Genomic DNA, 12,247 nt, shown 5'->3' on the forward strand with positions numbered 1-12,247 from the left:
AAAGGTTTTTTTCTCAAAGGATGGCCTCAAGCGGGTGAAGCCAGACTGGTTTCCATGCGCCTTTGACCCTATTCTCTCCGCACATTTCACCCAGGGAGAGCCTAATGTCGAAGAAACCTGGCCGCGGCCGCATCTATTCCTCGATCACCGAAACCATTGGCGATACACCGATCGTGCGGCTCGACAAGCTCGCCAAGGCGAAAGGCGTAAAGGCGAACCTGCTGGCCAAGCTTGAGTTCTTCAATCCGATCGCGTCCGTAAAGGACCGCATCGGCGTCGCGATGATCGAGTCTCTGGAATCGCAGGGCAAGATTTCGCCCGGCAAGACGACCCTCATCGAGCCGACATCGGGCAATACCGGGATTGCGCTGGCTTTCGCCGCTGCGGCGAAGGGATACAAGCTGATCCTGACCATGCCGGAAACCATGTCCGTCGAGCGCCGCAAGATGCTGGCGCTGCTTGGCGCCGAGCTCGTGCTGACGGAAGGTCCGAAGGGCATGAAGGGTGCGATCGCCAAGGCTGAGGAACTGGCTGCGACGCTCCCGGATGCGATTATCCCGCAGCAATTCGAAAACCCGGCCAACCCGGAAATCCACCGCCGCACGACGGCCGAGGAGATCTGGAATGATACCGACGGTACGGTCGACATCCTAGTTTCCGGCATCGGCACAGGCGGTACCATTACGGGCGCCGGCCAGGTGCTGAAGTCGAAGAAGCCCGGCATCAAGGTGGTCGCCGTCGAGCCGACAGAATCTCCGGTCCTTTCCGGCGGCCAGCCGGGACCGCACAAGATCCAGGGCATCGGCGCAGGCTTCGCGCCGGCAATCCTCGACACCCATATCTACGACGAGATCGTTACGGTAAGCGGCCCCGAGGCGCTGGACCTTGCCCGCGAAGTCGCCAGGCTCGAAGGCGTGCCCGTTGGCATCTCCTCCGGCGCAGCACTGGCCGCTGCTATCCAAGTCGGCCAACGAGACGAGAATGCTGGGAAGAATATAGTTGTGATCATTCCGTCCTTTGCCGAGCGCTATCTCTCGACCGCGCTGTTCGATGGCCTTGGAAGCTAGGCAACGCCTTTTCTGCAGCATCTGGGGCGCCTCGGCGCCCCTTTCTGTTCAGGCAGCCGTGCTTAGCCGCTCACCGGCGATGCGATAGGAAATTGCCTCAGCGAGGTGAATGCGGCCCACCGTCTCGTTACCGTCGAGATCCGCGAGAGTGCGCGCCACCTTCAGTACACGATGGTAGCCCCGCGCCGAAAACCTCATTTTCTCGGCCGCGTCACGGAGCAATTTCAGGCCGGCAGGTTCGGGCGCGGCGTAATTTCTCGATCATGGCGGTTGAGCAGCGAGCGTTGGTGCCGACGCCTCCAAGCCCGGCCGCCTCAAAACCGCTACGCTGGATATCGCGGGCACGGCCGACGCGGCGGGCGACATCCGCGCTCCTTTCAGCCGGCATCGGCCGGATGAGATCGACAGCGGAAACGGCGAGCACATCGATGCGGATGTCGATACGATCCATCAGCCGAGCTGATATGCGCGCCTGATAATCCGGCATGCAGCACGGGCCGCGGGCGCGCCGGCCATGCCGCAGCGGCACGGATTCATGGCCGCAACCAGCTGGATGCTGGCGGGGTAAGCCACGCGATGATTGGCGCGTGCGATGCTGCACTCGCCCGTTTCCAGAGGTTGGCGAAGGGCATCCAGCGCCTGCGGCGAAAACTCCGGGAACTCATCGAGAAACAATACGCCATGGCGGGCAAGCGACGCCTCGCCGGGCTTCGCTCGAAGACCACCTCCGATCAGTGCCGCCATGTTGCCGAATGATGGGGGTCCGGAAGGGGCGTCGATCCGAAAGCTTTCCGCCGGACAATTGTCCGGCCACCGAATGGATCATCGAGATTCGGGCAGTTCGGCAGCCGAAAGCGATGGCAAAATCGAGGGCAGCCGAGCGGCGAGCATCGATTTTCCCGAGCCGGGAGGACCGACCATCAGCAGATTGTGGCCACCAGCCGCAGCCACCTCGAGCGCCCACTTGGCACTCTCCTGCCCTTTGATATCGGCTAGATCAGGCAGGTTCGCCATATTCGCGCGGATCCCCGGTTCCGGACGGGCGGAACCTGGGTGCCACAAAAGTGATTGGCAAGCGCGATGAGGCTGCGCGGCGCGAGGATGTCGATATCGGGACCGGCCCAGGCTGCCTCCGCACCGCTCTCGGCCGGACCGATCAAGCCCTTGCCGATCGCGTTGGCGCCAATGGCCGCCGGCAGTGCCCCGGCAACGGGAGCGATCGTGCCGTCGAGATTGAGCTCGCCGATAACCACGTAGCCGGAGAGCGCGTCCGCGGGGATCGCGCCGAGAGCGGCCATCAAGCCGAGGGCAATCGGCAGATCGAAGTGGGAGCCCTCTTTCGGCAAGTCAGCGGTGCCAGATTGACGGTAATCTTCTTGGCTGGCAGAGCCAGGCCGGAGGCGTGCAATGCCGCGTGAACGCGCTCTCGACTTTCGGCAACGGCCTTGTCCGGAACCCCAACGATCTGGGTCACGACCCGCCCGGGCGCGACCATGACCTGAACTTCGACCGGAACACCCTCAATGCCCTGAAATGCAACCGTGCTGACGCGTGCGACCATGCCCCAATCCCCTGTGCCGCAACCCACTACACTACAGTTTAACGACGTATCATTGTCGACAATTGCAATCTTTCATAGAAACCAGAATGGAACAAGAACAATAAAAGAACGAATTCAAGCCTGCGCTGTAGTCAGGTTGTGGTTGGTTGCGCTAGCAGAACAAAGTAAGGAAACGCCCGGATCGATGCCAATCCGGGCGCTCACAAACTCATTATAATTTTGCGAAAAAGCTCTCCTCACCGTGCATGAGGCGGCGAAGCCAAGCACTAGGCGCGCTTGCGCTCAATCGCGTCCCAAAGAAGGGCTGAGATGTCGGCGCCGCCAAATTTGCGGACCTCCCGAATGCCCGTCGGCGACGTGACGTTGATCTCCGTCATGTAGTCGCCGATGACATCGATGCCGACAAAGAGGAAACCGCGTTCCTTGAGCGCAGGGCCGATACGCTTGCAGATTTCGATTTCGCGGGCCGTCAGGTCAGTCGCCTCGGCGCGGCCGCCGACATGCATGTTGGAACGGCTGTCGTGCTCGGCGGGGACGCGATTGATGGCGCCGACCGGCTCGCCGTCGACGAGCAGGATGCGCTTGTCGCCCTTGCGGACATCCGGGAGATATTGCTGCGCGATGAAGGGCTCGCGGAACAGCTGACCGAACATTTCGAGCAGCGACGACAGGTTGCGGTCGTCCCTGGTCGAATGGAAAACGCCGGCGCCGCCATTGCCGTAGAGCGGCTTCAGGATGATGTCGCCCATCTCGTCCCTGAACCGGCGAATTTCGGCCGCGTCCTTGGTGATCAGCGTCTTCGGCATCAGATCTGCAAATTCGGTGACGAAAATCTTCTCGGGCGAATTCCGGACCCACGCCGGGTCGTTGACGACGAGCGTCTTCGGGTGGATTCGCTCCAACAGGTGCGTCGAGGTGATATAGGCCATGTCGAACGGCGGGTCCTGGCGCAGCAGGATCACATCCATCGTCGACAGATCCACGCGTTCCGGCGCCCCCAGCTCGAAGTGATCGCCCTTGACGTCGCGCAGCACCATCGGCTCCACGGTGGCGTACAGATTGCCATCCCTGAAGCTCAGGCGCTCAGGCGTGTAATGGAAGAGCTTGTAGCCACGGGTCTGGGCTTCCAGGCTCATCGCAAAGGTGGAATCGCCTGCAATATTGATGCCGGCAACATGGTCCATCTGGACCGCTACATTCTTGATCTTGGCCATTTCCGTCCCTTAGCTGATGCCGGACAGATGTAGGCTGCAGATGCCTTGAAAGCAACGCCAATCAATGGCGTCCGGGGCAACGAGCGGGCGAATTCCTCAGGCCGCGATGCCGCTCTTCGGCGCCTCGCCGCGCAACAGGCTGCGAAGCCGGTAGACAAGCGCGACCGGCTTCGGAAACGGCTTTCTCAGGAATGCGACCTTGCGCACATAATTGTCGACGCGCCAGCAGGCCCAGGTGCCCGCCGCGAAGAACGCAACGTCGCCGGCCTCCAGCGTCCGCTCCGTGCCATCCTCGGCAACAATATGGACGCCGCCTTCAAGGATCATCACCGTTTCGTCCCAGTAGAAGTGCCAGCGGAATTCGCCGGCTGTGCAATCCCAGATCGCCGTATATGCCGCATCATCATTGCTGCGCGAATGCTCGCCGGTGCGGGCCTGCGGCTCGCCGCTGATGATCCAGTCCGGGTTGATGGGCGTCGCGTGCATGACGAAGTTATCCCCGGACTTCGCCACGAAGGTCTTTGCTGCCGGTTGCGGAAGACTCGGAAAGGGCACCACTCGTGCGGCCATCGCGACCACGCTCGCCAGCATCACATGAATACCCATGAGCAACCCCCGCTGCTATCCAGTCCTTGTCGGGATAGCAGAGAGTCGTAAAGGCACCGTACAGGCGGTCGGTACAATTTGAATGATCAGCCCAAGGCGTCAGGCGATTTCCGTTTTCACCTGGACGACCTGCGGAGACACGGTATCGCCGATGCGCTTCCCCGTTTCCTGATTGAAGAAATGCAGCTTCTCGGTAGCCACCACCAGGCGCAACTCCGACTTCAGCTCTGTCTCAGGGGACAGGACTGCCGTCAATGATTGGTCGCCCAGATTTCCATGCACGAGACGCTGGGAACCAAGCTCTTCCACATAGTCTACCGCAACGGTCATGGCATGTTCGCCGGGACCGGCAAGGCGGAGGTCCTCGGCGCGAATGCCGACGGTGACCGGTCCCGATGCAGGAGCAAGCCCCGCAAGGTCGATCATGCTTGGCCCCAATGCGAGCTTGTCGCCATGCAGTTCGCCCTTGAGCAGGTTCATGGCCGGCGAGCCGATGAAGCTCGCGACGAAGGTCGAGGCCGGGGTGTGGTAGACCTCGAGCGGCGCGCCGATCTGCTCGATCTCGCCGCCGTTCAGAACCACCAGGCGATCGGCCAGCGTCATGGCTTCCAGCTGGTCGTGGGTGACGTAGATCGAGGTGCTGCCGAGCCGGCGTTGCAGGCGCTTGATCTCGCCGCGCATCGAGACGCGCAGCTTGGCGTCGAGATTGGACAAGGGCTCGTCGAACAGGAAGGCCGCCGGCTTGCGCACGATCGCGCGGCCCATGGCAACGCGCTGACGCTGGCCGCCGGACAAGGCGCGCGGCTTGCGCTCGAGGTATGCTTCGAGTTGCAGCATGCGCGCGGCTTCCGCGACGCGGGCGTCGATCTCGGCCTTCGGCGTCTTGCGATTGCGCAGGCCGTAGGCAAGGTTTTCATAGACCGACATATGCGGATAAAGCGCGTAGTTCTGGAAGACCATGGCAATGTCGCGCTCGGCCGGATCGATCTTGTTGACGACGCGATTGCCGATCTTCACGTCACCCTTGGAGACCTCCTCCAGTCCCGCGACCATACGAAGCAGAGTGGATTTTCCGCAGCCGGAGGGGCCGACGAGGACGATGAACTCGCCGTCCTTGATGTCGATGCTCACGGATTTCACCGCATGCACGTCCCCGGTATAGATCTTGGAGACCTGATTGATTTCGATGGCGGCCATCGGCGTTTCCTTTACTTGTCGCTTTCGGTGAGGCCCTTGATGAACCAGCGCTGGAACACCACGACGATGATGACAGGCGGTAGCATCGCGAGGATCGCGATCGCAAAGGCTTCGTTGTAATCGGGGATCTGAGCGCCGACCCAGACCAGCAGGATCTGCTTGATGCCGCGCACCAGCGTGTAGAAGCTCTCGTCATTGGTCATCAGCATTGGCCAGAGATACTGGTTCCAGCCATAGACGAACATGATGATGAAGATGGCTGCCACCATCGTCTTCGAGAGCGGCACGATGACGTCGAAGAAGAACTTGATCGGGCCGGCGCCGTCGATGCGCGCCGCCTCGAGCAGCTCGTCCGGGATCGATTTGAAGAACTGCCGGAAATAGAAGGTGCCGGTTGCCGAGGCGAGTAGCGGCACGATCAGGCCGGTATAGGTGTTGATGAGGTGCAGTTGGTGCATCACCTCGTAGGAAGGAAGGATGCGGACCTCGAGCGGCAGCAGCAAGGTCGTGAAGATCATCCAGAAAAACAGCGTTCCAAGTCGAAAGCGGAAATAGACGATCGCATAGGCGGCGAGCATCGACAGCACGATCTTTCCGACGGCAAAGCCGATACCGAGGATCAGCGAGTTCATCAGCATCCGCATGCCGGTCACCTGTCCGGTGAAACCACCTTCGCGGTTCAGAACCGCATTGTAGGTCTCGACGAAATGGTTTCCCCACCTGAGCGTCAAACCGTTGCGGTGAATTTCGGCCGCCTCGTGCGTCGAGGTGAAGAAGGCGACGACGACGGGCGCCATCATGACGAAGACGCCGAGGAGCAGGATAATGTGATCGGTTATCTTGAGACGATACATTGCGCCCCCTCAATTGTAGTGAACGCGCCGCTCAAGGAAGCGGAACTGGAAGACCGTGAGCACGAAGACGACAATCATCAGGATTACCGACTGGGCCGAGGAGCCGCCGAGGTCGTTGCCGCGGAAGCCGTCCATGTAGACCTTGTAGACAAGGGTGATCGGATTGTTGGCGGCCTTGTCCTTCACCATCACGTCGACGATGCCGAAGGTATCGAACAGCGAGTAGGTGACGTTGATGACGAAGAGGAAGAAGGCGGTCGGCGCCAGAAGCGGCAGGATAACTGTCCAGAAGCGGCGGAAGCCCGAGCGGCAGTCGAGCGCCGCAGCCTCGCGAACGGAAACGGGAATGCCCTGAAGGCCAGAAAGAAAGAAGATGAAATTATACGGGATCTGCTTCCAAACGGAGACGACCACCATCGCAAAGGCCGTGTCGAAGTAGTTCAGGCCGATCTTCATGTCCCAGCCGAACAAGGCGGCGAAACGCACGAAGGGGCCTATGTGCTGGTCGAAGAACATCATGCCGATCAGGCCGGCGACCGGCGGGGCGATCGCATAGACCGAAATTAGCACGGTCTTGTAAGCCGAGCTGCCGCGAATGACAGCGTCCGCCTTGACCGCCAGCAGGAGGCCAAGCGACAGCGAGAAAAACGTGACAAGCGCCGTGAAGATCGCCGTAAAGCCGGCAATCGAGCGGTACTCCGCGCTTTCGAGGATGCCCTTGTAATTGTCGAAGCCCACGAAGCTGGAGCCGAAGCCGAAGGGATCCTCAAGGAAGAACGAGGACTTCACCGCCTGAACGGACGGCCAGTAGAAGAAAATGAAAATCACCGCCATCTGCGGCAGCAGGAAGAGATAAGGCAGCGTTGGCGACGAAAACTGCACGCGCTTCATGGCGGGACCTTTTTGCAAAGCGGTTCCGGAAACGGCGAACGCCTCCGGAACCGTTGTTTTTCAGCAATGGCCTAAATCAGCCGGCAGTCTTGGCAAAACGCTCGAGGAGCTGGTTGCCTTCCTTCTCGATGGTGTCGAAAGCGTCCTTGACGGAGGTTTCGCCCGAGAAGATGCGGCCGTATTCGCGTTCCATTATTTCGCGGATCTGCGGGTAGAAGCCGAGGCGGTAGCCCTTCGACCATTCGCCATCATCCAGCTTCAGCTGCTTGATACCGACTTCGGCAGCCGGCTCCTTGTCGTAGTAGCCTTCCTTCTTGGCGAGCTCGTAGGCTGCCTCGGTGATGGCGACGTAACCGGTTGCCTGGTGGTAGAACTTCTGGATCTCAGGCGAGGTCAGGAACTGGAAGAAGTCGGCAACGCACTTGTTCTCCTCAGCCGACTTGCCGGACATTGCGAAGAGCGCCGCGCCGCCGATGAAGCTGTGGGTGCCGGCGCCCTTGATCGCACCCCAATACGGCAGGAAGGTTGCCGAGAAGGGCATCGTTGCCGTCTTCTTCAGGCCGCCGAAGGAGCCCGAGGAACCGATCCAGAGAGCGACCTTGCCTTCTTCGAAGGGCTTCTGGTTGTCGTTCCAGCCGGCGCCGTAGTACTTGAAGTAGCCTTCGTCGGACCAGGCCTTCAGCTTGTCGAACATCATGATGAGGTTCGGATCGGTGACCTTGAGCTTGGTGTCGACAACGCTGTCGTAGCCGTTGTTGTTGGTGGCGAACTGGATGTTGTTGCGCGAGAAGAAGTTCTCGGTGAATTCCCAGGTCAGCTGCGACTGGACGAGCGGGATATAGCCGGCCTCCTTGAGCTTCGGAGCAATCGCTTCGAACTCTTCCCAGGTCTTCGGAGCTTCGACGCCAGCCTTCTTCAGCGCTTCCGGATTGATGTACATAATCGGTGCGGAAGAGTTGAAGGGCATGCCGACGAACTTGCCGTCAGCAGCGGCGTAGAAATAGCGAACGCCGGGAATGAAGGCATTGCGGTCGAACTTGTAGCCGGCGTCCTTGATCAGGTCTTCGGCCGGAACGACAGCGCCCTTGGCGTTGATGATGGTTGCTGCACCTGCGTCGAAGACCTGCAGAATGTTCGGCTGTTCGCCCGAACGGAAGGCCGCGATGCCGGCGGCGAGTGCTTCTTCATATGTGCCCTTGCTGACCGGGGTCAGGGCGCAGGCGGACTGCGCAGCGTTGAACTTCTGTGCAACCTCATTGATGACTTCGCCGTTGCGGCCGCCCATGCCGTGCCACCAGGTGATGTTGGTCGCAGCAAAGGACGACGACGCCGAAAAGCTGACCGCCATGGCGGCCATAGAAATTTTCTTGAACATGGCTAATCCCTCTCCACCAATTGTTGGGGTGAGGAGTGCAATAGAGGCCTTCCATGACGCCTCCTTGATGGTTTCATGACAGGACTGTTACAGCCGGATTCTTTTGCACGCGATTGCAATGACGTCAGAAGGCATTCGGAAAGTTCGCGGCAGGCGGCCGGGCAGGATGGCCACGATGTCGTAACGCCGCGAAAGCAAAGCATAATCGCGTTGTCGCTGTAGCCACAGATCGCTGGCCGCTCTGATGCGGTTTTGCGCTGTAGGAGACACGGCGTCGATCGCGCTCATCTCCTCGCGCAGCGCCTTCACTTCAACAAAAATCGCCAGGTTGCGCTTACGTGCAATGATGTCTATTTCCTTGGTGCGATAGCGCAGCGCGACGATGCGATAGCCCTTCAGGATACGATAAAGAGCAGCGAGATACTCGGAGACCTGGCCCCGGCCGAGCGCCCTGCGGCGGTCGGCAGCAGCAGCCCTATCGCCCATCGCCGCCCTTCATGTCGAGAAGCCGCTGGTAGAGTTCCTTCTTGGAGACGCCAGTCAGCTTCGATGCCTCTGTTGCCGCTTTGGAGGTCGGCAGGGTTCTTGCCAGATAGGCCAAGATCGCATCGACATCGGCAGCTTCGACCACCCGTTCGGGAGGAGGACCTATGACCAACACGATCTCGCCTTTGACGTTGTCGACATCGGCGTAGTGGGCAGCCAGCGTCCCTAGCGTGCCGCGGCGAAACTCTTCGAAGGCTTTGGTCAGTTCGCGACAGACGCAAGCCGACCGGTCTGCACCGAGCACATCGGCGGCGGCGGCAAGGGTCGCAGCAATGCGATGCGGCGATTCAAAGAACATCAGCGTCGCGGGGGCCGCCTCTAACTCCGCCAGCCGATCGCGACGGGCCTTGTCCTTGGTCGGCAAAAAACCGGCGAACAAGAACGCATCATTCGGCAGGCCGGAACCCACGAGAGCCGCAAGCGGTGCCGAGGCACCGGGGATTGGCACGACGCGATAGCCGGCCTCGATGGCGCTCTGTGCGAGGCGATAGCCGGGATCGGAGACCAGGGGCGTTCCGGCGTCCGAGACGAGAGCGACTGACTTGCCGGCCTCCAGCGCCTGCAGGAGCCGCGGACCAGCCTCGTCGGCATTGTGTTCGTGATAGGCATAGGGGCGGTTCTGAATGCCAAAACGGTCGAGCAAGACGCGGGTGACGCGCGTGTCTTCGCAGGCCAGCACATCGGCGCCGGCAAGCGTTTCCAACGCACGCAGCGTGATGTCGCCGAGATTGCCGATCGGCGTCGCAACGAGGTAAAGCGCCGGCTCCAACGGTCGTGCCGGAACAGACATATTGTGCAGGCGGAAGCTGCGTTGCCTGCCGCCATCGGCCATCACATCGTCATTGCTCAAGGTATCGATACTCTCCTCTGGTTTCCGCTTTTATGGGCGAGACCCCGCCGTTCGGCAAGGCCGCAGCAATTTCTGTGTGCATTGCACCGGAAAACGGCAAATGCACTGGCGCGGCCATTCGCGCCTCTTGCAATCGGTCTCAAAATCCTGCCATTTTGCCTATCCACTCTATGGTCCCTTTTGGGCAAAGGCATTCCTTGCGGCGCGCAACCTGCGCGCTCAAGCAGTAACGGTCGAAAGCGGTAGCATCCCATGCGTATTACAATTGAGCGGTCCAACCTTTTGAAGTCGCTGAACCACGTGCATCGCGTGGTCGAACGCCGGAACACGATCCCGATTCTGTCCAACATCCTGCTGCGCGCCGACGGACAGAATCTGGACATGAAGGCGACCGACCTCGATCTCGAAGTGACCGAAGCGACGCCTGCGAATGTCGAACAGGCCGGCGCCACTACGGTCCCCGCCCATCTTCTTTACGACATTGTGCGCAAGCTGTCTGATGGCTCCGAAGTTCTGCTGGCGACCAGCACCGACGGCGGCTCGATGACTGTCCAGTCCGGTCGTTCTAAGTTCTCGTTGCAGTGCCTACCGGAGTCGGACTTCCCTGACCTCACCGCCGGCACCTTCAGCCATACCTTCAAACTGAAGGCAACCGATCTCAAGATGCTGATCGATCGCACCCAGTTCGCGATCTCGACCGAGGAAACCCGCTACTATCTGAACGGTATCTTCTTCCACACCATCGAGAGCAAGGGCGACCTGAAGCTGCGTGCCGTCGCAACCGATGGCCACCGCCTCGCCCGCGCCGACGTGGATGCACCATCCGGCTCGGAGGGCATGCCCGGCATCATCATCCCGCGCAAGACCGTCGGCGAACTGCAGAAGCTCGTCGATGTGCCTGATGCGATGGTGACCGTGGAAGTCTCGGACGCCAAGATCCGCCTCAGCATCGGCTCGATCGTCATGACCTCGAAGCTCATCGACGGCACGTTCCCGGACTACCAGCGCGTCATCCCGACCAACAACGACAAGGAAATGCGCGTCGATTGCACGACGTTCGCTCAGGCCGTCGACCGCGTGTCGACGATCTCCTCTGAGCGCGGTCGCGCCGTCAAGCTCGCCCTCTCCGACGGCCAATTGCTGCTCACCGTCAACAATCCGGATTCCGGCAGCGCAACCGAAGAAGTCGCGGTCGGCTACGACACCGACTCGATGGAAATCGGCTTCAACGCCAAATACCTGCTTGATATCACCGCGCAGCTTTCCGGCGATGAAGCGATCTTCCTGCTCGCCGACGCCGGCTCGCCGACGCTCATTCGCGACACGGCTGGCGACGATGCCCTTTATGTGCTGATGCCGATGCGCGTCTAGCCGCGCGTCGCATCTACGGTGCAAACTTTGCCAATTGCGACGTCAGGCCTTGTTTTTCGGCGGAACTGACTGCAATTAGAGAGCGGGCTGTTTTGTTGCATATCTAGGAGGACGGGCATGGCGTTGCGCCTAAAGGAACGGCTGGGCAAAAAATTCGATGAAGAAATCCGCTTCTTCAAAGGAATGATGCAGGGGCCGAAGACTGTCGGTTCGATTGTTCCCACCTCCTCCATAACGGCCCGTAAGATGGCAAGCGTCATCAACCCGCATTCGGGACTGCCGGTCCTTGAGCTCGGCCCGGGTACCGGCGCAATCACCAAGGCCATTCTTGGTCGCGGCGTGAAACCCGAGAAGCTGGTTGCCGTCGAATATTCGACGGATTTCTACGAGCACCTGGTCCGGCTCTATCCGGGCGTGAACTTCATCAACGGCGATGCGTTCAATCTCGACAAGACGCTCGGATCGATGAAGGATCAGACGTTCGATTCCGTCGTATCCGCCGTCCCGCTTTTGAATTTCCCGATGCAGGCGCGCATCGCGCTGCTCGAAACCCTGCTCGACCGCTTGCCGGCAGGCCGCCCCGTTGTCCAGATCTCCTACGGCCCGGTGTCGCCGATCATCGCGCGGCCGGATCGCTACCATATCCAGCACTTCGACTTTATCGTCCGCAACATTCCGCCGGCACAGCTCTGGATCTACCGACGCGGCTGACCCG

13 protein-coding genes and 2 pseudogenes are annotated in these 12,247 nt (G+C 60.5%); 3 read left to right on the forward strand and 12 right to left on the reverse strand.

The window, feature by feature from the left end:
• The first annotated feature begins 104 nt into the window (after positions 1 to 104).
• Entirely contained in the window at positions 105 to 1,067 is a 963-nt protein-coding gene (gene cysK / locus C934_RS0102700) for a cysteine synthase A (RefSeq protein ID WP_018855169.1), read from the forward strand.
• Between the two features lie 48 nt (positions 1,068 to 1,115).
• Here cysK and C934_RS35485 read toward each other — a convergent pair whose 3' ends face one another.
• From C934_RS35485 to rsmI, 12 genes and pseudogenes are all read right to left on the reverse strand, one after another.
• On the reverse strand, positions 1,116 to 1,265 hold the full coding sequence (locus tag C934_RS35485; RefSeq protein ID WP_018855170.1) for a hypothetical protein: 150 nt from the start codon (positions 1,263 to 1,265) through the stop codon (positions 1,116 to 1,118).
• A gap of 13 nt (positions 1,266 to 1,278) precedes the next feature.
• The gene (locus C934_RS35490; RefSeq protein WP_018855171.1) at positions 1,279 to 1,518 is read right to left on the reverse strand and encodes a hypothetical protein; all 240 of its coding nucleotides are present in this window, start codon (positions 1,516 to 1,518) and stop codon (positions 1,279 to 1,281) included.
• A pseudogene (locus C934_RS35495) lies at positions 1,518 to 2,081 on the reverse strand (ATP-binding protein). The gene C934_RS35490 and the pseudogene C934_RS35495 overlap by 1 nt, the downstream one beginning before the upstream one ends.
• Positions 2,060 to 2,628 (reverse strand): annotated as a pseudogene (locus tag C934_RS36385) (magnesium chelatase domain-containing protein). Before C934_RS36385 ends, C934_RS35495 begins: the two co-directional pseudogenes overlap by 22 nt.
• A 266-nt stretch (positions 2,629 to 2,894) precedes the next feature.
• Positions 2,895 to 3,842, reverse strand: coding sequence for a glutathione synthase (gene gshB, locus C934_RS0102735; protein WP_018855176.1), 948 nt, complete (start codon positions 3,840 to 3,842; stop codon positions 2,895 to 2,897).
• A 96-nt stretch (positions 3,843 to 3,938) separates the two neighbouring features.
• Positions 3,939 to 4,448: a cupin domain-containing protein gene (locus C934_RS0102740; protein WP_018116824.1), complete on the reverse strand. Its 510-nt coding sequence runs from the start codon at positions 4,446 to 4,448 to the stop codon at positions 3,939 to 3,941.
• A gap of 99 nt (positions 4,449 to 4,547) precedes the next feature.
• Entirely contained in the window at positions 4,548 to 5,645 is a 1,098-nt protein-coding gene (locus C934_RS0102745) for an ABC transporter ATP-binding protein (protein ID WP_018855177.1), read from the reverse strand.
• Positions 5,646 to 5,656: 11 nt separating this feature from the next.
• Positions 5,657 to 6,499, reverse strand: a complete 843-nt coding sequence (ugpE, locus tag C934_RS0102750; RefSeq protein ID WP_018855178.1) for a sn-glycerol-3-phosphate ABC transporter permease UgpE — start codon at positions 6,497 to 6,499, stop codon at positions 5,657 to 5,659.
• Positions 6,500 to 6,508: 9 nt separating this feature from the next.
• Positions 6,509 to 7,390 carry an ABC transporter permease subunit gene (locus tag C934_RS0102755; RefSeq protein WP_018855179.1) on the reverse strand — a complete coding sequence of 294 codons (882 nt, stop codon included), beginning with the start codon at positions 7,388 to 7,390 and terminating at the stop codon, positions 6,509 to 6,511.
• Positions 7,391 to 7,466: 76 nt separating this feature from the next.
• A complete protein-coding gene (locus tag C934_RS0102760) occupies positions 7,467 to 8,765 on the reverse strand; it encodes an extracellular solute-binding protein (protein WP_018855180.1) in 1,299 nt (432 codons plus the stop codon).
• 87 nt (positions 8,766 to 8,852) lie between these two features.
• Positions 8,853 to 9,251 carry a YraN family protein gene (locus C934_RS0102765; RefSeq protein WP_018855181.1) on the reverse strand — a complete coding sequence of 133 codons (399 nt, stop codon included), beginning with the start codon at positions 9,249 to 9,251 and terminating at the stop codon, positions 8,853 to 8,855.
• The gene (gene rsmI, locus C934_RS0102770) at positions 9,241 to 10,143 is read right to left on the reverse strand and encodes a 16S rRNA (cytidine(1402)-2'-O)-methyltransferase (protein ID WP_018855182.1); all 903 of its coding nucleotides are present in this window, start codon (positions 10,141 to 10,143) and stop codon (positions 9,241 to 9,243) included. The genes C934_RS0102765 and rsmI overlap by 11 nt, the downstream gene beginning before the upstream one ends.
• A 270-nt stretch (positions 10,144 to 10,413) precedes the next feature.
• Here rsmI and dnaN point away from each other — a divergent pair, with 270 nt between their 5' ends.
• Together dnaN and pmtA are read left to right on the forward strand one after the other, a co-directional pair.
• Positions 10,414 to 11,532 (forward strand): DNA polymerase III subunit beta, encoded by a 1,119-nt coding sequence (dnaN, locus tag C934_RS0102775; RefSeq protein ID WP_018116831.1) that lies wholly within the window; start codon positions 10,414 to 10,416, stop codon positions 11,530 to 11,532.
• A gap of 117 nt (positions 11,533 to 11,649) precedes the next feature.
• Positions 11,650 to 12,243 carry a phospholipid N-methyltransferase PmtA gene (gene pmtA, locus C934_RS0102780; protein WP_018855183.1) on the forward strand — a complete coding sequence of 198 codons (594 nt, stop codon included), beginning with the start codon at positions 11,650 to 11,652 and terminating at the stop codon, positions 12,241 to 12,243.
• The last annotated feature ends 4 nt before the right edge of the window (positions 12,244 to 12,247 follow it).

The organism is Rhizobium sp. 42MFCr.1, from assembly GCF_000377185.1.
In the GTDB taxonomy this organism is placed as follows: domain Bacteria; phylum Pseudomonadota; class Alphaproteobacteria; order Rhizobiales; family Rhizobiaceae; genus Rhizobium; species Rhizobium altiplani.